The sequence below is a fragment of the Methylorubrum populi genome, from assembly GCF_002355515.1.
GTDB classification, from domain to species: domain Bacteria; phylum Pseudomonadota; class Alphaproteobacteria; order Rhizobiales; family Beijerinckiaceae; genus Methylobacterium; species Methylobacterium populi_A.
On the sequence record NZ_AP014809.1, the window covers coordinates 4,378,314 to 4,399,410 of the forward strand.

General features: G+C 69.4%; 17 protein-coding genes and 4 pseudogenes. 13 read left to right on the forward strand and 8 right to left on the reverse strand.

The features are described from left to right. Nucleotides 1–383 precede the first annotated feature (383 nt). On the forward strand, nucleotides 384–1,895 hold the full coding sequence (locus MPPM_RS20315; RefSeq protein ID WP_096486601.1) for a T6SS phospholipase effector Tle1-like catalytic domain-containing protein: 1,512 nt from the start codon (nucleotides 384–386) through the stop codon (nucleotides 1,893–1,895). Here the strand turns inward: MPPM_RS20315 and MPPM_RS20320 are convergent. Beyond that, nucleotides 1,868–2,250, reverse strand: a pseudogene (locus MPPM_RS20320) (IS3 family transposase); the annotation flags it as partial. The gene MPPM_RS20315 and the pseudogene MPPM_RS20320 overlap by 28 nt on opposite strands. A 94-nt stretch (nucleotides 2,251–2,344) precedes the next feature. Here MPPM_RS20320 and MPPM_RS28120 point away from each other — a divergent pair. The 6 genes and pseudogenes from MPPM_RS28120 to MPPM_RS20345 all read left to right on the forward strand — a co-directional run. Continuing rightward, nucleotides 2,345–2,503 (forward strand): annotated as a pseudogene (locus MPPM_RS28120) (response regulator); the annotation flags it as partial. 183 nt (nucleotides 2,504–2,686) lie between these two features. Continuing rightward, nucleotides 2,687–3,097 carry a hypothetical protein gene (locus MPPM_RS20325; RefSeq protein WP_096487945.1) on the forward strand — a complete coding sequence of 137 codons (411 nt, stop codon included), beginning with the start codon at nucleotides 2,687–2,689 and terminating at the stop codon, nucleotides 3,095–3,097. A gap of 81 nt (nucleotides 3,098–3,178) precedes the next feature. After that, complete coding sequence (locus tag MPPM_RS20330) at nucleotides 3,179–3,589, forward strand: FixH family protein (protein WP_096486602.1); 411 nt, start codon at nucleotides 3,179–3,181, stop codon at nucleotides 3,587–3,589. Further along, on the forward strand, nucleotides 3,586–5,064 hold the full coding sequence (locus MPPM_RS20335) for an efflux RND transporter periplasmic adaptor subunit (RefSeq protein ID WP_096486603.1): 1,479 nt from the start codon (nucleotides 3,586–3,588) through the stop codon (nucleotides 5,062–5,064). The genes MPPM_RS20330 and MPPM_RS20335 overlap by 4 nt, the downstream gene beginning before the upstream one ends. Beyond that, nucleotides 5,061–8,234 carry an efflux RND transporter permease subunit gene (locus MPPM_RS20340; RefSeq protein ID WP_096486604.1) on the forward strand — a complete coding sequence of 1,058 codons (3,174 nt, stop codon included), beginning with the start codon at nucleotides 5,061–5,063 and terminating at the stop codon, nucleotides 8,232–8,234. Before MPPM_RS20335 ends, MPPM_RS20340 begins: the two co-directional genes overlap by 4 nt. A gap of 19 nt (nucleotides 8,235–8,253) precedes the next feature. Next, nucleotides 8,254–8,730: a DUF411 domain-containing protein gene (locus tag MPPM_RS20345; RefSeq protein WP_026105495.1), complete on the forward strand. Its 477-nt coding sequence runs from the start codon at nucleotides 8,254–8,256 to the stop codon at nucleotides 8,728–8,730. Nucleotides 8,731–8,743: 13 nt separating this feature from the next. Here the strand turns inward: MPPM_RS20345 and MPPM_RS20350 are convergent, their stop codons facing one another. Together MPPM_RS20350 and MPPM_RS20360 are read right to left on the reverse strand one after the other, a co-directional pair. Beyond that, nucleotides 8,744–9,484, reverse strand: coding sequence for an NYN domain-containing protein (locus tag MPPM_RS20350; protein WP_096486605.1), 741 nt, complete (start codon nucleotides 9,482–9,484; stop codon nucleotides 8,744–8,746). 479 nt (nucleotides 9,485–9,963) lie between these two features. Then, a complete protein-coding gene (locus MPPM_RS20360) occupies nucleotides 9,964–10,365 on the reverse strand; it encodes a MerR family transcriptional regulator (RefSeq protein ID WP_093564613.1) in 402 nt (133 codons plus the stop codon). A 100-nt stretch (nucleotides 10,366–10,465) separates the two neighbouring features. On the opposite strand from MPPM_RS20360, the gene MPPM_RS20365 reads away from it, so the two are divergent. The 4 genes from MPPM_RS20365 to MPPM_RS20380 all read left to right on the forward strand — a co-directional run bounded on the left by MPPM_RS20365 (nucleotide 10,466) and on the right by MPPM_RS20380 (nucleotide 15,088). Continuing rightward, nucleotides 10,466–12,661: a heavy metal translocating P-type ATPase gene (locus MPPM_RS20365; RefSeq protein ID WP_096486607.1), complete on the forward strand. Its 2,196-nt coding sequence runs from the start codon at nucleotides 10,466–10,468 to the stop codon at nucleotides 12,659–12,661. Beyond that, complete coding sequence (lspA, locus tag MPPM_RS20370; protein ID WP_093564617.1) at nucleotides 12,661–13,173, forward strand: signal peptidase II; 513 nt, start codon at nucleotides 12,661–12,663, stop codon at nucleotides 13,171–13,173. The genes MPPM_RS20365 and lspA overlap by 1 nt, the downstream gene beginning before the upstream one ends. 88 nt (nucleotides 13,174–13,261) lie before the next feature. After that, nucleotides 13,262–14,329 carry a L,D-transpeptidase family protein gene (locus tag MPPM_RS20375; protein ID WP_096486608.1) on the forward strand — a complete coding sequence of 356 codons (1,068 nt, stop codon included), beginning with the start codon at nucleotides 13,262–13,264 and terminating at the stop codon, nucleotides 14,327–14,329. Between the two features lie 36 nt (nucleotides 14,330–14,365). Beyond that, entirely contained in the window at nucleotides 14,366–15,088 is a 723-nt protein-coding gene (locus MPPM_RS20380; protein ID WP_096486609.1) for a cytochrome c biogenesis CcdA family protein, read from the forward strand. Between the two features lie 127 nt (nucleotides 15,089–15,215). Here the strand turns inward: MPPM_RS20380 and MPPM_RS20385 are convergent, their stop codons facing one another. From MPPM_RS20385 to MPPM_RS20400, 5 genes and pseudogenes are all read right to left on the reverse strand, one after another. Beyond that, nucleotides 15,216–15,539, reverse strand: coding sequence for a YnfA family protein (locus MPPM_RS20385; RefSeq protein WP_096486610.1), 324 nt, complete (start codon nucleotides 15,537–15,539; stop codon nucleotides 15,216–15,218). A 90-nt stretch (nucleotides 15,540–15,629) separates the two neighbouring features. Then, nucleotides 15,630–15,882, reverse strand: a pseudogene (locus MPPM_RS29390) (efflux RND transporter permease subunit); the annotation flags it as partial. Between the two features lie 102 nt (nucleotides 15,883–15,984). Then, nucleotides 15,985–16,548, reverse strand: a pseudogene (locus tag MPPM_RS28125) (efflux RND transporter permease subunit); the annotation flags it as partial. A 12-nt stretch (nucleotides 16,549–16,560) separates the two neighbouring features. Beyond that, complete coding sequence (locus MPPM_RS20395; protein WP_096486612.1) at nucleotides 16,561–17,925, reverse strand: efflux RND transporter periplasmic adaptor subunit; 1,365 nt, start codon at nucleotides 17,923–17,925, stop codon at nucleotides 16,561–16,563. Between the two features lie 131 nt (nucleotides 17,926–18,056). Next, nucleotides 18,057–18,398, reverse strand: coding sequence for a hypothetical protein (locus MPPM_RS20400; protein WP_096486613.1), 342 nt, complete (start codon nucleotides 18,396–18,398; stop codon nucleotides 18,057–18,059). A gap of 393 nt (nucleotides 18,399–18,791) precedes the next feature. On the opposite strand from MPPM_RS20400, the gene MPPM_RS20405 reads away from it, so the two are divergent. Together MPPM_RS20405 and MPPM_RS20410 are read left to right on the forward strand one after the other, a co-directional pair. After that, the gene (locus MPPM_RS20405; protein WP_096486614.1) at nucleotides 18,792–19,262 is read left to right on the forward strand and encodes a hypothetical protein; all 471 of its coding nucleotides are present in this window, start codon (nucleotides 18,792–18,794) and stop codon (nucleotides 19,260–19,262) included. Nucleotides 19,263–19,347: 85 nt separating this feature from the next. Beyond that, nucleotides 19,348–21,087, forward strand: a complete 1,740-nt coding sequence (locus MPPM_RS20410; RefSeq protein ID WP_096486615.1) for an efflux RND transporter periplasmic adaptor subunit — start codon at nucleotides 19,348–19,350, stop codon at nucleotides 21,085–21,087. The last annotated feature ends 10 nt before the right edge of the window (nucleotides 21,088–21,097 follow it).

Below are 21,097 nucleotides of genomic sequence, written 5' to 3' on the forward strand. Positions count from 1 at the left end.
TTGGCGCTCAACGGATGGCGCCCCGACGAAAGTCCTTGGATGTATCCGCCCCAACCGTTCGGTCCGGTGAGCGAGGTTCAAATCCGGGTACCGGCGGGGCCGGCCGCCGGTAGGGGGTTAGGTCCCGGCCGCCATTCCGGCCGCCTTAGTGTCAGGGGTGAGGTTGTTCGCGTGCAGGGCGCGACTTCGCCCGCCGGGCTTCCTGCTCGGAGGCCATGGCCTCCGTCAGCGCGAACACTCTGGTTTCAGATTGGGAACAAACAAAGAACCTAGCGGTTGCGACTCCCGAAGCTGGGCTTAACGGGTCTGACTGGGCGTCGGACGCGATCCAGCCTCGCAAGATGGGTTCCATTCCAGGACCATCCCGGCTGCAGGAGGGGGGCGTGGCCAAGAACATCGTGGTCTTCTCGGATGGCACCGGCCAGGAAGGTGGCCTCCGCGAGGAACAGCGCCTCAGCAACGTCTACAAGCTCTACCGCGTCTGCCGGGTCGGGCCGGACAGCGGCATCGACCCGCGCGAGCAGGTCGCCTTCTACGACGCCGGCCTCGGCACGGACGGCTCGGCCCCGGGTTTCGTCGGTGCCTACCGCCGACTGCAGAAGCTGCTGTCCTCGGTGACCGGCCTGGGTATCACGAAGAACATCGCCGACTGCTACGAGTTCGTCATCAACCACTACGAGCCCGGCGACCGCATCTACCTGATCGGCTTCAGCCGAGGGGCCTACACGGCCCGTTGCGTGGCCAACGTTCTGTTCCTGTGCGGCGTCCCGACGAAAGTGCCGGGCGGAGACCTTCCACGCTTCCGCAAGGCGACGCGGGACATCGCGGATGAGGCGGTGATCAAGGTCTATGAGTACGGCGCGGGTTCACCGCGGGGCGGCGACTACGAGAAGGACCGGTTCGAGTTGGCGAGGCGATTCCGGCGCAAGTACAGGTCGGGTGACGATCTTTCCTCGAACGTGGCACCGCACTTCATCGGCGTGTTCGACACCGTCGCCTCGCTCGGCGCGACCGGACCCAAGTGGTGGGGCATCGCGGCCGGCCTGACGATCCTGGCCGTGCTGGTTGCAGCCGTGCCCGCCGTCCTGTCCGACCTAGCGTTCGGCACCGGCTACTGGCGCCCGTTCCTGGCCACCCTCTCGCTCACTGCGGCGTTCGTCCTCTGGCGTTGGCTGCCGACAGCGGTCAAGACCATCACCAACTCACCGGTGAACGGGAAGGCGCGCTGGCACATCGCGCAATGGCGCTCCGGGAACTACGACCAACTGCTGAGCGGCCATGTCGGCTATGCCCGGCATGCCCTCTCCATCGACGAGACCCGCGCCGACTTCCCGCGGGTCAGGTGGGGCAGCCGGGACGGGGTGCGGAAAAAGGTCCAGGGCGAGCCTGATCCGCTCATCCAGATGTGGTTCGCCGGCAACCACTCCGACATCGGCGGCAGCTACCCCGAAGCCGAGAGCCGGCTGTCCGACGTCGCCTTGCAGTGGATGGTGGAGCAGGCCACCAAGATCCCGGATCCGCTTCGGGTCGACGGGATGGTGTCCGGAGAGCCCGGTACCGGCCGGCTGCACCTGCATCCGGCGTCCGATGGTATGCAGCACTGCGAGGTCGCCGGCATGCACGACTCCATCGCCGGCATCCTTCCCCGCTGGCTGTCCCGTCGCATGGGATGGCTGGGATGGCCGGTGAAGGTCCGGGAGATCCCGGAGGATGCCCTGGTCCACCCGAGCGTCAGGGAAAGATTCGATCTGGCCGAGGTGACCCAATGTGATGGGAAAGGTCCCTATAGGCCGTTGGCGTTGGCGAACCACCGGGACTTCCGGACCGCTTATGCGCCGGGCTCGCCAAACCCAGGGGCAGCGAAATCCGGATACCTCATGCCTCGTCGTCCATAGCCCCGCTCATGCATTTCTTTGAGCAGGCGGTTCTCCAGAACGAGGTCGGCCACGACCTCCTTCAGCGCGCCCGCCTCGCGGCGCAGGTCCTTGACCTCATCCGCAGTTGCGGCACGGGCGTGTCGCCGGCAAGCCGCCGCTTGCCAGTTTCCAGGAACTCCATGGACCGGCCGTAGTACATTGACGAGACGATGCTCTCGCGCCGACACAGTCCGGCGATGCTGTCCTCACCGCGCAGGCCCTCCAGCACGATGCGGATCTTCTCCTCCGCCGATAACTGCCGGCGCGTGGCCCGGCGGATGTCCTTGAGCACGGTCTCTGCCGGCTTTTTCACCAGCCTGGATGACTGTTTCATCTTCGCTCCTGGGGCTACGATGAACCAGCCATCCTCCGTTCGTGCAGGGGCCTCAATCCGTCTCACGAGCGCTGACGGCGGACACATGGACAATGTGGGTCGTGTCTCCCGGCCCGACCTGAAGGTGCCGTTCACCACCGGCTACGCCGCGAATTATATTCTCGAAAACAGGCATCTCGTACCGGGCATGGCGGTCTTGACCAAGCCATTCGCCGTCGACACGATGGCCGCCCGCATCCGCTCCATGATCTAGCCATCTAACGCAGAGCCGATCGGGCGACGCATAGTCCCCTAGGGCGTGATTCTCGACGACCGTAAGGCAGGCTACCCTCACAGGGTTGACCTTCCCATCGTGGAAAGCCTTATCCGGGCCAACTGCTACGTGCGGGAGGCCGGAAGGCTTTATGCTTACCCTAAAAACTGGCATCGTCGATTCGTGACGTTCTGGCTCGCCCTCTGGCGGCTGCTCCCGCTCCTGGCGGTTCTCAGCCTAGCCCTGACGCCGGTGACCGCCTCCGCGGCCGCCGCGGGCATGCACGCGTTCGCGACGGTTCAGGCCCGCGGCTCGCACGAGCCGATGCCCGCCATGGACCATGCCGGCATGGACATGGGCGGCATGAACATGGACGACATGCCCTGCTGCCCGCCGGAGAAGGCGGACAAGCCGGACTGCGCCAAGGCCGGCTGCCCGTTGATGGCGCTCTGCCTCGCCAGCGTCGCCTCTCTGTTGCCGATCGCGATCACCATCGCGGCGCCAAGCGCGACGCGTGCGGCACCGGCTTGGCCCGACACGGCGTCCTTCGCCAGCCTGCACGGGCCACCGCTACCCGAGCCACCCCGAGCCTGAACCCGATGCCGCCGGCGCTCGCGCCGGCACGGTGACACGCATCCGCGCGTCGCCATCCATCGTGTTCAGGAGATGAGATCCGTGACCAAGAACCCCTTCGCGCGCGCCGTGCCGGCCGCGCTGCTCGGCGCCGCACTGTCGGTGTCGACGTTCGCCCCGCCCGCCTTGGCAGACATCAAGGATTACCGCTTCGAACTCCTGCAGCAGGAGGCGAAGGTCGGCGAGGCCGTCATCGCCGTCCGGCTCGTCGACCAGCGGAACGGCAAGCCGGTGACCGACGCCGTGGTCTTCGCCAAGCGCCTCGACATGGCCCCCGACGCCATGGAGGAGATGGCCACCAAGGTGGAGCAGGTCCCCTCGACCGAGCCCGGCGTCTACCGCTTCAAGGCCAAGCTCTCGATGCAGGGCCGCTGGCGCCTGTCGCTGGCCGCCAAGATCCAAGGCGAGACCGGCACGGTCGAGGACAGGCTGGTCCTTCAGGCCGCGAGATGACCCGCCAGGCATGGTTCGCCGGCACCCTCGCCGCGCTCGCGGCGGGGGGCCTCGGCTACTGGGCCGGACAGCAGGACGGTCCCGTGCCGGCGCTGGTCGAGCGGGCCCGGCACGGCGTCGCCCGCTTGCTGCCCGCCGCGCAGGCGCCGGCTCCGTCCAAGCCCGCGTCCGGACCGGTGGTCTACTACCGGGACCCGGACGGGAAGCCCGCCTACTCGGCGTCGCCGATGGTGACGGCGGACGGCCGGGAGTTCCGGGCCGTCCGCGCCAGCGAGGACGTGCGCTTCGACGACGGGGACGGCGAGCCCATGCCCGCGGGCATGGCCGGGCACGGGACGGAGCCGGGCGACGCGGCCAAGCCCGGCGGCGACCGGCGCGTCCTCTATTACCGGAACCCGATGGGCTTGGCCGACACCTCGCCGGTGCCGAAGAAGGACTCGATGGGGATGGACTACATCCCCGTCTATGCGGGCGAGGACGAGGGCGGCGTCGTGAAGGTGTCGCCGGGCAAGGTCCAGCGCACGGGCGTGCGGACCGAGCTCGCGGAGCGCCGCGTCCTGTCGGTTCTGGTGCGGGCGCCGGGCAGCGTCGAGGAGGACGAGCGCCGCGTCTCCGTCATCGCCATGCGCACGGACGCCTTCATCGAGAAGGTCGAGCCGGTCACCACGGGCGACCATGTCCGCAAGGGCCAGCCGCTGCTGCGCCTGTTCGCGCCCGAGATCAACGCGGTCGCGGCCCAGTACCTGACCTCCATCGGCTACGAGGGCGGCCGTCGGCGTCTGGAGAACCTCGCCATCCCGCCGGAGGTCATCGACGAGATCGAGCGGACCCATAAGGTGCCGCCCTCCATCACGTGGTCCGCGCCCCGGGACGGCGTCGTGGTCGAGCGCAACGTCTCGGACGGGGTGAAGGCCAAGTCCGGCGACGTCCTTTTCCGCATCGCCGACCACACCCGCGTCTGGGTGCTGGCCGACGTGCCGGAGCGCGACCTCGCCGGGGTGGCGGAGGGTCAGAAGGCGACGGTGCGGGTCCGAGCCTTCCCCGACCGGACCTTCGCTGGGACGGTGACGCGGATCTACCCGCACCTGATGGCGGAGACCCGCACCGCCCGGCTGCGCATCGAGCTGCCCAACCCCGACGGCGCACTGCGCCCCTCCATGTACGCCGACGTCGAGATCGCGACCGGCGACGCCAAGCCGGTGACCGCGGTGCCCGACGACGCCGTCATCGACACCGGCGAGCGCCAGGTCGTGCTGCTCGACCGGGGCGAGGGGCGCTTCGAGCCCAGGGCGGTGAAGGTCGGCCTGCGCGGCCGGGGCTACGTCGAGATCCGAGAGGGCGTGACGCCCGGCGACCGGGTGGTCACGGCGGCGAATTTCCTGATCGACGCCGAGAGCAACCTGAAGGCGGCGCTCCAGTCCCAGACCGCACCGAAGGACGACCGCCAGGCGGCCGGCACTGGGGGCACGCCATGATCGCGCGCCTCATCGGCTGGTCGGCCCGCAACCTCGTGCTGGTGCTGATCGGCACTGTGTTCGCGGTCGCGACCGGCGTCCTGGCGCTGCGGACCCTGCCGCTCGACGCCATCCCCGACCTCTCGGACGTCCAGGCCATCGTCTACACCGAGTATCCAGGTCAAAGTCCGACGACCGTCGAAGACGTCGTGACGTTTCCCCTCTCGACCGCGATGCTGACGGTGCCGAAGGCGAAGGTCGTGCGCGGCTTCTCGTTCTTTGGTGTGTCCTTCGTCTACGTGATCTTCGAGGACGGCACCGACCCCTACTGGGCGCGGTCGCGCGTGCTGGAGTTCCTCAACGGGGCCGCGAGCCGGTTGCCCACCGGCGTGACGCCGACCCTCGGGCCCGACGCGACGGGGGTGGGCTGGGTCTACCAGTACGTGGTCGTCGCCAAGGAACGGACGCTCGCCGAGCTTCGGTCGCTGCAGGATTGGGTGATCCGGTTCGGCGCCTCGCGCGCCGAGGGCGTGGCCGAGGTCGCGGGCGTCGGCGGCTTCGTCAAGCAGTACAACGTGGTCGTGGACCCGAACCGCCTGCGCGCGCAGGGCATCCCCCTGTCCAAGCTCCGGGACGCGATCCGGTCGAGCAACGCCGACGTCGGCGGGCGCACGGTCGAGCTGTCCGAGTTCGAGTTCATGGTGCGCGGGCGCGGTTACCTGAAGAGCGTCGCCGATATCGAGAACATCGTGCTCAAGACCGTGGGCGGCACGCCGCTGCGGCTCCGGGACGTCGCCCGGGTCGAGCTCGGGCCGGACGAGCGCCGCGGCATCACCGAGATGAACGGCGAGGGCGAGGTCGCCGGCGGCATCGTCCTGCAGCGCTTCGACGCCAACGCACTCAACGTCATCGAGGGGGTGAAGGCGAAGCTCGCAGAGGTCGCGAAAAGCCTGCCGGCCGGCACCGAGATCCTGCCGGTCTACGACCGCTCGCAGCTCATCGACGCGGCGATCGACACCCTGCGCGACACGCTGGTCGAGGAGAGCATCGTCGTCTCTCTCGTCTGCATCGTGTTCCTGCTGCACGTGCGCAGCGCGCTCGTGGCCATCCTGATGCTGCCGGTCGGTATCCTGATGGCCTTCGCCGGCATGAGGGCGCTCGGAATCGGCGCCAACATCATGAGCCTGGGCGGCATCGCCATCGCGGTCGGCGCCATGGTCGACGCCGCCATCGTGATGATCGAGAACGCCCACAAGCACCTGGAGCGGGCGCCCCCGGGCAAGCCGCGGGTCGAGGTCCTCGTCGAGGCCGCTGCGGAGGTCGGGCCGTCCCTGTTCTTCTCGCTCCTCGTCATCACGGTGAGCTTCCTGCCGATCTTCACCCTGGAGAGCCAGGAGGGACGGCTGTTCGGGCCGCTCGCCTTCACCAAGACCTTCGCCATGGCGGCGGCGGCGCTCCTCTCGGTCACGCTGGTGCCAGCCCTGATGGTGCTGTTCGTGCGCGGGCGCATCGTCCCGGAGCACCGCAACCCGCTGAACCGGCTCCTGATCTGGCTGTACCGGCCTCTCATCGCCGGCGTTCTGCGAGCCCGACTCCTCACCATCCTGCTCGCCGTCGGCGTACTGGCCGCGACCGCTTGGCCGACCCGGCAACTCGGATCCGAGTTCATGCCGGAGCTCGACGAAGGCACGCTGCTCTACATGCCGACGACCCTGCCGGGCATCTCGGTGACCAAGGCCGGCGAGCTCCTTTCGACCCAGGACCGCATCCTCCGAAATTTTCCGGAGGTCGCCTCGGTCTACGGCAAGGCGGGACGCGCCAACACGGCGACCGACCCGGCGCCGATGGAGATGTTCGAGACGGTCATCACCCTGAAGCCGAAGGCGGAGTGGCGCCCCGGCGTGACCCTCGCCAGCCTAAGGGCCGAGATGGACCAAGCCCTGCAGTTCCCGGGCGTGTCGAACGCATGGACGCAGCCGATCCGCGCCCGCATCGACATGCTCTCGACCGGCATCCGCACGCCGGTCGGCGTGAAGGTGCTCGGCACCGACCTGAAGGAGATGGAAGGGGTCGCCCGCCAGGTCGAGGCCGTCGTCCGGGCTGTGCCGGGGACGTCGAGCGCCTATGCCGAGCGGGTCATCGGCGGCTATTTCCTCGACATCGCCCCGGACCGCGAGGCGCTCGGGCGCTACGGGCTGATGGTCGGAGACGTTCAGGACGTCGTCGCGACGGCCCTGGGTGGGCAGTCCGTGACGAACACGGTCGAGGGCCGCGAGCGCTACACCGTCAATGTGCGCTACCCGCGCGCCTTCCGCTCGGACCCAAGGGCCATCGCGACAGAGGTCCAGGTGCCGCTGCCGACCGGCGGCACGGTGCCGCTCGGTGAGGTGGCGAAGGTCGAGCTCACCCGAGGGCCGACCTCGATCCGCACCGAGAACGGGCAGCTCGCGGTCTACCTCTTCGTCGACATCGCCGGGCGAGACCTCGGCGGCTACGTCGCCGAGGCGCGCAACGCGGTGGCAGACGCGGTGCGGCTTCCCCAGGGCACGACCCTGCAGTGGAGCGGACAGTACGAGTACCTGGAGCGTGCGGAGGCGCGCCTCGCGGTCGTGGTGCCGCTGACGCTGCTGATCGTGTTCCTGCTGCTCTACCTGAACTTCCGGCGCCTGACCGAGACACTCATCGTGATGCTGTCGCTGCCTTTTGCCCTGGTCGGCGGGGTGTGGCTGCTCTGGTGGATGGGCTTCAACCTGTCGGTCGCTGTGGCGGTCGGCTTCATCGCCCTGGCCGGCGTCGCTGCCGAGACCGGGGTGATCATGCTGGTCTACCTCGACCACGCCCTCGACGAGGTCCGCGCCCAGTGCGAGCGCGAGGGACGCCCGCTCGCGCGCCCGGACCTGCGCCGGGCCATCATGGTCGGCGCGGTCGAGCGGGTCCGGCCCAAGATGATGACGGTCGTCGCCATCATGGCGGGCCTGCTGCCCATCCTCTGGAGTACCGGTTCAGGCTCCGAGGTCATGCAGCGCATCGCGGTGCCGATGATCGGCGGGATGGTCTCCTCAACCGTGCTGACCCTGGTGGTCATCCCGGCGGTCTACGCCCTGGTGAAGGGGCGGGGCCTGCCCCCGGCCGGCGCGGTCCGCGAGGGGACGGATGGTGAGGCGATGCGGCTGCCGCAGGCGGCCGAGTGAGAGCGAACGGGAGATGACGATGAGGAGCGATGCGATGCCATCCAGACGTACCGTGCTCGTGGGTTTGGCGGTGGGGCTGATGCTTGGACGGGGCGCCTTGGCGGAGGGGCCGCCGATGGTCGCGGTGACCAAGGACCCGAGCTGCGGCTGCTGCGAGAGATGGGTCACCCACCTGCGCGAGGCCGGCTTCACCGTCACCGTGACCGAGGGCCCGGTGAACCCGCTCAAGATCCGCCTGGGGGTGCCTCGCGAGCTTGCCTCCTGCCACACCGCCCAGGTCGGCGGCTACGTGATCGAGGGGCACGTCCCGGCCGGGGCGATCAAGCGGCTCCTCGCGGAGCGACCCGAGGGAATGGGTCTGGCCGTGCCAGGCATGCCGGTCGGTTCGCCCGGCATGGAGGTCGAGGACATGCAGCCTGATACCTACGACGTCGTCCTGTTTGGGAAGGACGGTCGGTCGACGTTCGCGCGGTACCGCGGCGGGGAACTAACCTGAGGCCACGGCGGATTCAGCGCTCGGGCATCGCCGCCGCCGGCGCGGCCGCCTTCGCCCCCGACTTGGGCGCGGGCTTCGGACGCTGGTCCCACATCACGTAGCCGGCCGGCGGGTCGTACTCGTGCGGGCGCATGACGGAGGCCTGCCCCTCCGCGGTGACGAGCCCCGGGAACAGCGCCCTCTCGATATGCTCCCGGTTAAGCGCGATCTTGTGCGGGGTGTGCGACAGGATGTGCTGCGAGTGGGTCCGGCCCGGGGGGCTGACGCTGACGAGCTTCTTGCCGGGAAAGCGCTTGGCGAACAGCTTGGCTGTCGCCGCCTGGTCCGTATCGGCGGTCAGGAGATATGCAGTATCCATGACGTCCTGTACTGCGTCGTCATAGACGCTAAGCGCAAGGTTGATGTCCGTCGCCTTCTCGGTCGGCTTCTGCCAAGTGGAGCCACAGTCCCGGCACTTGGCGTCTTCATGGCTGAAGTGGCCGAGGACGGTCTCGACGCCGACCAGTTTGAGGGCGCGGACCAAGCGCTCGTGGCGGATTTTCTTGCTGTGATCGCCCGGGTAATAGGCCGTGCAGAACACGACGCGAACGAGCTTTTCCGACTGGCGCGGGATGATCGACTCCCCCAGCTTCCAGAAGTTGCACCACTTCAGAAAGGGCTCTCCTAAATCATTGACGGAATGATACAAATTGAAGCCGTCGATGTAGAGTGCAGCCCGGATCCTGGATTTTCCCGCTTGACTATCCAGCTCCATGCACTCATATCCGATCCGTCAACGCTGAACGGTGCGCCGTCAGCAACCCATGGGCTCCGGCCCGTGTGAAGCCCACAGGTTCCAACCTGTGGGCTTCTTGGTTTCCGAGGCTGTTCTATTCTGAGTTCGCCTCGCGTGGTACTGTCTTTTTGTCTCTCGCGAGTTGACCGCGCCGGCCCTTCCGGCTTTGGCCGCCGGCATGGTATCCCCGGGCCTCGTAAGGTCGCGGTGACAAGCCCGCGGTGCTCGTCGGGTGGAACGGGGCGGTTCGCGTGGAACGCCATTCCTGGGGCCAGAGGAACGCGGGTCGCCGCCGTCGCGTCAGGCCGCATGTCCGGGCCGCCGCACGCCGAGCCTTCGTCGCGATTACGGTGGGTCTCCTCGCCGTCGCGTGCTGCGGGTTCGCGGCCAAGGGGTTGTTCGAGAGCCGGGTGCTGATGACGCCCTACGTCGCTCGCTGACCTCCGGGCCCAGGTCGCTCACGCAGGCTCACCCGACGGCGACAGGGCCTCGATGATGCGGCAGTCGGCGACCGACCCGCAGCCGCACTGGCCGATGACTTCGCGGAGTTCCGAGGCGAGCCGGGTCAGGTCGGCCAGCTTGCGCTCCACGTCGGCGAGATGGGCGCGGGCGATGGTGTCGACCTCGCCGCAGGAGCGCTCACGGTCGTCCGCCAGGGCGAGCAGGTCCCGGATCTGCTCCACGGTGAACCCCAGGGCGCGACCGCGGCGGATGAAGCTCAGCCGGCGCAGGTGCTCGGGCCCGTAGAGCCGGTAGTTACCGCTCGACCGCGCCGGCGGGGGCAGCAACCCGACCTTCTCGTACCACCGGACCGTCTCGACACGGGTCTGCGTGGCCTCCGCGAGGCTGCCGATGGTCATGGAAGAGGCGGTCCGCACGGCCTTGACCCTGTAGTGACTACAGGGTGCATGTAGGGGGCCTTCCCAGTCCGGACCAGGAGCCCGGCGAACGGAGCGCACCATGAACCAGGCCGCCGGCGCGGACCGCACATCCTTCCCCACGAACGGACCGCAGGCTCTGCGCTACAGGGTCAAGGGCATGGACTGCCCGACCTGCGCCGGGAAGATCGAGACCGCCGTCTCCCGACTGCCGGGCGTCGCGGACGTGCGCGTGAACTACGGCAGCCAAGTCCTCGACCTCGCGCTCGATGAGGCTGCGACGCCGAGGACCGAATTGGAGGGGCGGATCGAGCGCCTGGGCTACGGCGTCGCGCCGCTCCCCACGGCCTCGGACCTAGCCATGGCCCAAGCCTCGGGCGGCGCCCCGCCCGCCGAGACTGCGGAGGAGCCCGAGCCGCCGCTCTGGCGGACCCGGAAGGCGCTGCTGGGCATCCTGATCGGCGCCCTGTTCGCCGCCGGCTTCCTGGTCGAGCAGATCGCGCCGGGGGTGGCGGGCGAGTACGCCTACTGGCCAGGGGCGCTCGTCGGCCTCGCCTATTACGGCCGCCGCGCGGCCGTGGCGACGTTCGCCGGCACGCCCTTCTCCATCGAGATGCTGATGTCGGTCGCGACCGCGGGGGCGCTCGCCATCCACGCCGCCGAGGAGGCCGCCATCGTCGTGCTGCTCTTCACGGTCGGCGAGATGCTGGAGGTCGTGGCGGCGGGCCGGGCGCGGGCTGGCATCAAGGCGCTCGCCGCTCTGGTGCCGAAGACCGCCCGCCTCGTCGACGAGGCTGATGGCACCATCCGCGAGGTGGCCGCCGCGTCGCTGGCCATCGGTCAGGTCGTGGTCGTGCGGCCGGGCGACCGCGTGCCCGCCGACGGTGTGATCACCGACGGCGCGTCGAGCCTCGACGAGTCCCCCATCACCGGCGAGTCGGTCCCGAAGCCCAAGGAGGTCGGCGACCCGGTCTACGCCGGCAGCGTCAACGCCGACGGTGCGCTCCAGGTCCGGGTCACAAAGACGGCGGCCGACAACACGGTCGCCCGCATCCTGCACCTCGTCGAGGAGGCGCAAGCGTCGAAGTCGCCCACGGCGCGCTTCATCGACCGGTTCAGCGCGGTCTACACGCCCATCGCGTTCGCGTTCGCGGCCGCGGTCGCGGTCGTGCCGCCGCTGCTCGGCGCCGACTGGGGCACCTGGATCTACCGGGGCCTGGCGCTCCTCCTCATTGCCTGCCCCTGCGCGCTGGTGCTCTCGACCCCGGCGGCCATCGCCTCCGGACTGGCCGCCGGTGCGCGACGCGGGCTGCTCGTGAAGGGCGGCGCCGCACTGGAGGTCATCGGGCGGGTGCGTACGGTCGCGTTCGACAAGACCGGGACGCTGACCGCCGGACGGCCGCGGGTCTCGGACATCCTGGTCTTCGCCCCAGACGCGTCGGAGCGCTCGCTTCTCGGGTTGGCCGCCGCGGTCGAGAGCGGAAGCAGCCACCCCATCGCCCGGGCCATCCTCGACCGGGCGAGCGCGGACGGGGTGCCGCTGCGCCCGACGCGGGACGCCCGCGCCATCCCCGGCAAGGCGGTGTCGGCCACGGTGATGGGTCAGACGGTGCTCGTCGCCTCCCCACGCCACGCCGCCGAGAGCGCGCGGCTCGGCCCCGAGGCCGAGCGCGCGGTCGCGGACCTGGAAGCCGGCGGCAAGACGGTGGTCATCGTCGTCCGCGGCGCCGAGGCCTTGGGCGCCATCGCGGTCCGGGACGAGCCCCGCGCCGACGCAGCGGCCGGCATCTCGGCCCTGCGGAGGCTCGGCGTCCGCAGTGTGATGCTGACCGGCGACAACCGGCGCACGGGCCAGGCGGTCGCGTCCGAACTCGGGCTCGACGTGAAGGCCGAGCTCCTGCCTCAGGACAAGCTCGCCGAGATCGCGGCCCTGAAGGCGGCGGCTCCGGTGGCAATGGTCGGCGACGGCATCAACGACGCGCCGGCGCTCGCCGCCGCCAGCGTCGGCATCGCGATGGGCGGCGGCACCGACGCGGCCCTGGAAACGGCGGACGCGGCGGTGCTGAACGACCGGGTGGGCGACGTGGCCGCGCTGGTCTCCCTCTCTCGGGCGACCCTGGGCAATATCCGCCAGAACGTCGCGATCGCCCTCGGTCTGAAGGCCGTGTTCCTGGTGACGACCATCGCAGGCATCACCGGCCTCTGGCCGGCCATCCTGGCCGACACCGGCGCGACCGTCCTGGTGACGGCCAACGCGCTCCGTCTCCTGAGGGCCTGATGTTCTCCCTGTCAGGGTGGGCCGGCCGGGCGGCGACCGTGGCCGGGGTGGCGGGGGCCGCCGCGGCCATAGACCTCGTCGCGAAGGCGGTAGCCGAGGCGTGGCTGGAGGAGGGCGCCGTCAAGGGCGCACTGCCCTTCGTCGACCTAAGCCTGTCGTTCAATCACGGCATCAGCTTCAGCCTGTTCCCGGCGCACGACCAGTCCTCCCTGGCGCTGCTCCTCGCCATCCAGGGCACGCTCACATGCCTTGTGGCCGGCTGGGCTCTGGCCGCGGGCGGCGGGCTCGAACGCCTCGGGCTCGCCGCGATAGCGGGCGGGGCCGCCGGCAACTTCGTCGACCGGCTCATGGACGGCGTCGTCACGGACTACCTCGACCTGCATACCGGCGGCATCCGCTGGTTCACCTTCAACCTGGCGGACGTCTGGATCTCGGCAGGTGTGGTGATGCTGCTCCTCGACGGACTTCCTCTGCGGCGGAGGCATCGCAGCGCCGGGGAGCCAATCCCTTGAGGGGCCCGATTCCGCCGAACCGCAGCCACGGCAACCTGTCATCAACCCTTCGAGCCCAGGCTCGGAGGCCGACCTCGGCGAGGCCGACATGCTGAAGACGACAACGCTCGGTCTGGCCCTCCTCCTGGCGCTGTCCGCCTGCCAGGACGGCCAGTACGCGGCCTCGACGCGCCACCTCGCGCCAATCCCGCCGGCGACCCTGGCCCTGATGTCGGCCAAGGGTGTCTCGCCGGCGGACCCGATCCTGATGCGGGCCTACAAGAAGGAGTCCGAGATCGAGCTCTGGAAGCGCGGCGCGGACGGCAACTACGCCCTCCTGAAGACCTACCCGATGTGCCGCTGGTCGGGTCAGCTGGGGCCCAAGACCCGGGAGGGAGACCGGCAGGCGCCGGAGGGCTTCTACGCGGTGACGCCCGCGTCCATGAACCCGAATTCGAGCCTCTACCTCTCGTTCAATCTCGGGTACCCGAACGAGTACGACCGCTCCCTGGGACACACCGGTGCGCACCTGATGGTGCACGGCTCGTGCTCGTCGCGGGGCTGCTTCGCGATGACGGACGAGGCGATCTCGGAACTCTATGCCGTGGTGCGGGAGGCCTTCGCGGGCGGCCAGCGCGCCGTCCAGTTCCAGTCCTACCCGTTCCGTATGACGCCGGAAAACATGGCCCGGCACCGGCAGGACCCGAATATCGCGTTCTGGAGGAACCTCAAGGAGGGGTCCGACCGGTTCGAGGTCACGAGGGCCGAGCCGGGCGTCGGCGTCGCCGATGGCCGATACGTGTTCGATGCCGGCGACGAGGCCACGGCTGGCGCGGTCGCGCGGAAGCAGGCGGATGACGAGCGGCAGGTCGCCGCCCTCGTGGCGAGCGGGACGCCCGCCGTCCGGCTGGTGTACGAGGACGGCGGCCAGCACCGGTCGTTCCGAGAGACCATGGTCGCGGCCGGAGGCGGTCTCGGCCAGGTGAGCCGCCCCGAGGCTCTGGCCGCAGGGCCGCGTGAGGTCGCTTTGCCGGCCGCGGGCCCGGTTGCTCTCGCCGGCAAGCGCGATCCGGTCCGGGGCGCGGCGGCGCTCAAGCCGACGGGGCCCGGCGGGACCGAGGCGGAGCGCCAACGCCTTCTCAGGATCTTCGCCGCGGCCGGGGCCGATCAGGAGTGACGATCCTGCGTCCATTACTCCGCCGGGGCTGAACCGATGGCCATCGACGCCTCAAGCGTGGGCTTCCTCGCGGCCTTCGCGGCCGGCGCCGTATCGTTCCTATCGCCCTGCGTGCTGCCTCTCGTTCCGGGCTACGTGTCTTACGTCGCCGGGCAGTCGGCCGCCGGCGAGCGCGACAGCCTTCGCACGCTCGGCCTGAGCCTTTGCTTCGTGCTCGGGTTCACGACCGTCTTCGTCGCGTTCGGCGCGGGGGCGAGCGCGCTCGGCTTCGCCCTGCTCGCCCATCGCGAGGCGCTGAACCTCGCCTCGGGCTTGCTGGTGATCCTGTTCGGCCTGTTCACGGCCGGTCTGCTGCGGCCCGCCTGGCTGCAGCGTGAGCTGCGCTGGCACGGCGATCCGCCGGGTCGGGGGCCCGTCGCCGCCTATCTCCTCGGAACGGCCTTCGCCTTCGGATGGACCCCGTGCATCGGTCCCGTCCTCGGTGCCATCCTGGCAGTCACGGCCTCCTCGGCCTCGGGCAAGGGCGTCGTCCTGCTCACCGTCTACTCGCTCGGGCTTGGCGTGCCGTTCGTGGCGGCGGCCCTTTTCCTGTCAGGCTTCGTCGCGCGCCTTCGGACCCTACGCTGGTTCGGTCGTGCGCTTCAGCTCGTCGGCGGGGGCGTGATGGTGGCGATGGGGCTGCTGATGGTGACCGACCGCATGAGCGCCGTGGCTTCCCTCCTCGTGGAGGCCTTCCCCGTGCTTGGGCGGATCGGTTGAGGCATGGTCCTCCGCAGGCGTGCTGTTGAGCATGCGACTGCAGGCTGCCACGAGCGTGAGCCGGCCCTTGTTGAAGAACAAGATTCGGCACTATCCTGGGTAAGCCGCGCACATCGCCGCGAGGGCCTCAGGAGCGTGGGCCGAACAGGATCACCGTCATGCCGACGAGGCAGATCGCACCGCCCGTAACGTCCCATCGGTCCGGACGGTAGCCTTCCGCACCCCATAGCCAGAGGATGGCCGCCACGATGTAGATGCCTCCGTAGGCCGCATAAGCCCTGCCTGCCGCCTCGCTCTCGACTAAGGTAAGCAGGTAGGCGAAGAGCGCAAGCGATGCCATGCCGGGGAGCAACCAGAGGGGTGATCTGTCCAGGCGCAGCCAGGCCCAGAACGCGAAGCATCCAACGATTTCGGCGAGGGCCGCGCCCGCATAGGCGAGGAAGGTCGTCATTTCTGAGTGGTCTCGTTGCTCTTGAAGTCTGTCAAGCTTGCAATGCGAAGACCGCGATCCTGAAAGGACTGCCGCTGGTTCGCGTGGTGCTCACGGATACTGTTCGGCGACCTGCCGGAACAGAGCGGCGCCACCGTCGTCCTCGTCATGGCTGACCGGCGCCGTGGCGCGGGCGCCGCCGAAGCGCGCATAGAGGGCCGGAAGTACGACCAGGGTCAGCATGGTGGCGCTGATCAAGCCGCGGATGAACACGGTCGCGAGCGGCTTCTAGACCTCCGTGCCGGTCCCCGCCGCCAGCGTCACCGGGACGAACCCGAGCGAGGGCAACAAGCGCGGTCATGGCGTCCTTCAGGATGGCGATCAGCGCCGGCACGAAGGTCAGCCACAGGACGAAGGCGGCAACGAGCGCGATGATGACAGTCGGCGCCATCGGCTCGAACATCTTGCCCTCGACCCTGGCCACGCCCGGCACGGTCTTGATCTGCGGCCGGACGATCCATTCCTGGAAGGTCCGCAGGTAGGCGGCCTTCTCCAGCTCCGTCCTCAGCCCCAGTCCCTCAGGTGTCAGGTATCTGTCGTCCGATTGCCAGCCCGGTTCGCCTAAACACGACGCCTTCCACGCGTCGGGCGCCGTGTAGCGCACGGTCCACATGAATATCTCGTCGAGGCCGGTCATGATCGGCCCCATATGGGGCTTGAATTCGGACGGCCGCCCCTCGCGCGCCTCGCCTAGGCGCTCCACCAACTGGCGGCGGGCGAAGTAGACCTTGACCTCGTCGGCGAAGACCGCCGTGACCTGGGAGAAGTCGTTACGCGAACGCAAACGGATGTATTCCGAACCCTTGATGCCGGCGAGCGTGGTCTCGACCGGTCAGGTCACCTGCTTCTCGATATCGAAGGGCGAGAGCGTGGGCGCGACGGTGTTGAACAGCACCTGGTTGCTGTTGATATCGGGCACGAAGTCGAGCCAGCCCTGTCGAACGGGGAAGGCGAGGATACGGGAGATCAGGTCCGGTCTCCCTCAGTCGTCGCCCGCTTCGGATTTGCGGAGCTCGGCCTTGAGGATGAAGGAGTTGGCAACCGCGATGGTGGCGCCCGACTTCAGTCCGGAGACGACCTCGTAGGAATCGTCGTCCGAGCGTCCGAGCTCGACCTCCCGCTTCTCGAAGCCCTCCTCAGTGCGCACGAAAACGACACGCTCGCCCCCGACCGTCTGCAGGGCGGCCTTCGGGACGTGCACCTCGACCGCGTCGTTCGCGATCTCCACCCCGGCAGTGACGAAGGCGCCGGGGCGCCATGCAAGGTCAGGGTTCGGCAGGGCGACGATGACTCGCGCCGAGCGGGTGTCCGGGTTCAAGAACGGGCTGACGAAGACGACCTTGCCGTCGGCATGGCGGCCGCCGGCCTCATGGGCATGGGTGACAGCTACGGGTGCGCCCTCCCGAACCATGGCGAGCTCGTTTGTCGGCACCGACAGCTCGATCCATACGGTCGAGAGGTCGGCGACGGTGTAGATGTCGGCGGGGTCGCCCTTGCCGCCGACCGTCGTCCCGACCTCGACCTTGCGCTCGACGACCCGGCCGGCGAGCGACGAGCGGAGCTCGTACCGGCGCAGGGTGGATTGGTTCAGGGTGGCACCTTCTCGTTTCTGTGCGGCTGCGACATCGGTCGCGCTCAGCCCGAGGGCGGACAGCTTCTGGCTGGCGAGGTCGACGCGCAAGGTGGCTTCCGTGTAGGTTGCCCTGGTCCGCAGGTAGACCTGCTCCGACGAGATGCGCTTGTCCCAGAGCGCCTGCTGCCGGTCGAAGTTGGTCTTCTCCAGCTCGGCGCGTACCGAGGCGATGAGGTACTCGCTCTTGGCGTCGGCGACGTCACGGCTTTCGAGGACGGCGACGATCTCGTCCTTGGCAACCCGGTCGCCGAGGCGCTTGCGCATCTCCGTGACGGTACCCACGACCCGGGCCGGGACGCGCGCGATCCGGTCGGTGTCGGGGGTGATGGCGCCGGGTACCAGGAGGTGCCGGGCGAGCGTGCCGCCCTCGACTTTCACGACCGAGATGTTGAGCGCCGCCACCTCATCGGGTCCCATCCGGATTGCGCCCTTCTCGGGGTGCTCCTCGCCCGGCTCGTACCCGTGCTTCCCGATCTCGTGGCCGTTCGTGGCTTTGGGGGTTCCCGGCTTCTTGACGTCGTCATCTCCGTCGGGCGGCGTCCCAGCCTTCGAGGGTTCGTGGTTGGCGGTGACGGGTGGCACGGTGATGGTGAACAGGTCTTTCGGCAGCCCGGCGGCGGCCAGATTGTCCTGGACGAAGCGGGCGACGGCGGGGACGGCTGCGCCTATGGCGATGCCGGTGGCCAGGAGGACCGCGAACAGGAGGATGCGCATGGGGGCCGCTCGACAAGGACGCCGGACGGCCCGCTTGGGCGGTCACGGTCGTTCCCGTTGGATCAGGTGATGGACGAACCGGCGCCGAGATGTGGGCCGGGCGAACGCGCTCTTGGGAGCGCGGCGTCACCTTACGCGCGGGGCGGTCTCGCCAGTCGGTCGGGAGTGACGGAGGTCGGAACCTCGGCCACCCAGGAAAAGCCCAGGCCGGCGAACTCCGTCGACGGCGTGACGTAGGAGGAGACTTGGAGAGGGGCCACCTGATGGCAGCCACAAAGGAGGCGGCAGGCCAAACCCGGATTGCCGGCCTCGGTGGGCATGGGCGTGACTAGCGTCCCCACATCGATTGCGTTGTGGTAGCGGCCGCCATGATCAGCAAGATCGTCGCCGGAGCCCGCAACGGTCGAAACGATGAACATGGCCAGGGCGAGCAAGAGCGCGCGGGCACCGAATGCGCACCACTCCTGCAACACGGCACAACGCCTATGCCAACCGCCGACACCCATCGAGGTTCTTATGCGCGATTTTGGTTGTTCGCACAAGAACAACCATCACGCCCCGACCCTCCCAAATCGGGAAGCCCCACTACCCGCGGCACGTCATCAAAGAAAGCGCGTCCTGTTCCGTTACAAGATCGGATGCGGCGGCTGCACCAAGCCCATCACCTGCACCATCCAAGCCATCGAGCCGTGCGCTCAAGTCGGGATCGATTTGCGGGCCAATCTCGTGTCCGTGGCCGCGGATCCGGCTGAGCCGCTGCTCGCGGCAGCTTGAAATGCCGCAGCGGCAACCAAACCTTCATCCCCCCATTTTCATTTCACATGCGGACATGGTCCCGCCACCGAAATCGGTGTAAGCCAGACCTCATGAGCCTCGACCGGCAAATCATGCGCCTGACGGCGGTGGTGATCCTCGCGATCATCGCCTACGTCGCGCCGTCTGCCGTCCAAGCCCACGACGGCCATGCCCACCACGGTCGTCATCAATCAACGACTCAGGCGAACGCAGCGCCTCCCGTCGCGACGAGGCCGATTACCCTCCCGTCCCGCATCGTCGGTGGCCCTGCCGAAACCCGGCTTGCGCTCGACGGACAATCCCCGGCAGCCGAGCCGCTGTCTTCGCTGCAGGCTGACGATGCCGGTGGGAGATGCTGCCCTGTCGGCTGCAGGGGCTCATGCTGCGGGACGATGGTATGCTGCCCGTCCGGCGTCGCCGCCGGCGCCGCGTCGCTTTCCAGGCCCCTGTCTGGGAACGTCGTGCTGATCCCGCACGACGTCGACGCCCGTTCAGGCGTCGACCCCGAGGCCCTGCCCGAGCCCCCACGAACCCTGGCGTGAAGTAGGGCGCGCCTGAGGCGCGCGACGCCCGGAATGCGCCCGCTATCGGCGCCGTCCGGACTTCCCGACGCGAGGATTCCTATTCATGTCGACCCGTTTTGCCGCCGCCTATGGCGTGGTGGCGCTGCTTGCTGCCGTCCTAACGGGGCCTGCGCTTGCCCACGAGGGCCACGACCACGGCGCCGTGCCGCCGCCCCTCTCGAAGACCATCGCGCCGCGCGGCGAGGCGCTTTCGGACGCCTTCGAACTCGTCGCCGTCCCGCGCGACGGCACCCTGACGCTGTTCCTCGACCGCTTCCGGACGAACGAGCCGGTGCCCGGCGCAACCATCGAGGTCGAGACGCCGGACGGTCCCAGGGTCGCGACCGCCACGACCGACGGCGGCTACGCGCTGCCGGTCCCGTGGCTGTCGAAGCCCGGCCGGCACGAGCTCCTCGCGACCGTCACGGCCGGGGACGCGGTCGATGTGCTGACCGTGGCGGTCACAGTGCCCGACCCGAAGGTCGCCGCGGCCGCGGCGCCTGCCAAGCCGGCCCCGGCTCAGGCTCCCCTGGCGCGCGTCTCCGAGGTCGCCCACGGCATCAGGGAACGGCTGATGGCCAAGGACCCGGCCCTGGTGGCCGCGGTCGCCGTCGCCTTCCTGCTCGGCGTGCTCGTGACGGCGCTCGCACGCGGGCGCCGTGGCGCGCCGGCGGTGGCGCTGGTCGCCATCGGCATCACCCTCGTCCTCGGCACCGCCGCCTTCGCGCACGGCGACGAGGACCACGGCTCAACCGTTGAGGGCGCCGCCCTGATCGAGCCGCGCCAGACCACGCCGGCCTCGTCGGACCTCGCGCAGCGCCTGCCCGACGGCTCCGTCTTCGTGCCGAAGCCGACGCAACGGCTGCTGGTCCTGCGCACCACCATGACCGAGCAGGGCAGCTTCCACCGCTCGGTCGAGTTGCCGGGCCGCATCATCCCGGACCCGAACGCCAGCGGCGTCGTCCAGTCCTCGGTCGGCGGACGGATCTCGCCACCGCCGTCCGGCGTCTTCCCCCGCCTCGGCACGAAGGTTCGCAAGGGCGACGTGCTCGCCACGGTGACGCCGCCGGTCCAGGCCGTCGACGTCTCCGACATGCGCCAGCGCCAGGGCGAACTCGACCAGCAGATCGCCATCGTCGAGCGCCGGGTCGAGCGCTACCGGAAGCTCGCCACGACCGGCGCCGTCGCCACGACCCAGCTCGACGACGCGGTCGCGGAGCTCAATGGCCTGCACGACCGCCGCGCGGCCCTCGACAAGATCCGCCAGCAGCCCGAGGCCCTGGTCTCGCCCGTCGACGGCGTGGTGGCGCAGGCGACCGCAGTGGCCGGGCAGATGGCGGCGCCCGGCGCCATGGTCTTCCAGATCGTCGATCCAAACCGCCTCTGGGTCGAGGCCCTCAGCTTCGACGCTCTGACCGCGGCGCAGAACGCTACGGCCCGTCTCGCCGACGGACGGACCCTGAAGCTCGCCTACCAGGGCACGGGGCTCGCCGACCGCAACCAGGCCATACCGGTCCAGTTCGCGGTCCAGGGCGACGCCTCCGGCCTGCGGGTCGGCCAGTTCGTCACGGTGCTGGCCGGGACCGACACGGAGCAGGCCGGCCTGGCGCTGCCGCGCTCTGCCGTGGTGCGCACCGGCAACGGGCAGGACGTCGTCTACGAGCACACCACCGCCGAGCGCTTCGAGGCGCGGCCCGTTCGGGTCGAGCCGCTCGACGGCGGCCGGGTGCTCGTGGCCGAGGGGATCGGGTCCGGTAAGCGGGTCGTGACCCAGGGCGCCGAACTCCTCGACCAAGTTCGCTGAGGAGGCCGCC

Bases quoted from the DNA above. Each gene is read 5' to 3' on its own strand.
- MPPM_RS20335 (WP_096486603.1), top strand. From the start codon at position 3,586: ATGACCCGCCAGGCATGGTTCGCCGGCACCCTCGCCGCGCTCGCGGCG.
- MPPM_RS20340 (WP_096486604.1), top strand. From the start codon at position 5,061: ATGATCGCGCGCCTCATCGGCTGGTCGGCCCGCAACCTCGTGCTGGTG.
- MPPM_RS20345 (WP_026105495.1), top strand. From the start codon at position 8,254: ATGAGGAGCGATGCGATGCCATCCAGACGTACCGTGCTCGTGGGTTTG.
- MPPM_RS20350 (WP_096486605.1), bottom strand. From the start codon at position 9,484: ATGGAGCTGGATAGTCAAGCGGGAAAATCCAGGATCCGGGCTGCACTC.
- MPPM_RS20360 (WP_093564613.1), bottom strand. From the start codon at position 10,365: ATGACCATCGGCAGCCTCGCGGAGGCCACGCAGACCCGTGTCGAGACG.
- MPPM_RS20365 (WP_096486607.1), top strand. From the start codon at position 10,466: ATGAACCAGGCCGCCGGCGCGGACCGCACATCCTTCCCCACGAACGGA.
- lspA (WP_093564617.1), top strand. From the start codon at position 12,661: ATGTTCTCCCTGTCAGGGTGGGCCGGCCGGGCGGCGACCGTGGCCGGG.
- MPPM_RS20375 (WP_096486608.1), top strand. From the start codon at position 13,262: ATGCTGAAGACGACAACGCTCGGTCTGGCCCTCCTCCTGGCGCTGTCC.
- MPPM_RS20380 (WP_096486609.1), top strand. From the start codon at position 14,366: ATGGCCATCGACGCCTCAAGCGTGGGCTTCCTCGCGGCCTTCGCGGCC.
- MPPM_RS20385 (WP_096486610.1), bottom strand. From the start codon at position 15,539: ATGACGACCTTCCTCGCCTATGCGGGCGCGGCCCTCGCCGAAATCGTT.
- MPPM_RS20395 (WP_096486612.1), bottom strand. From the start codon at position 17,925: ATGCGCATCCTCCTGTTCGCGGTCCTCCTGGCCACCGGCATCGCCATA.
- MPPM_RS20405 (WP_096486614.1), top strand. From the start codon at position 18,792: ATGAGCCTCGACCGGCAAATCATGCGCCTGACGGCGGTGGTGATCCTC.
- MPPM_RS20410 (WP_096486615.1), top strand. From the start codon at position 19,348: ATGTCGACCCGTTTTGCCGCCGCCTATGGCGTGGTGGCGCTGCTTGCT.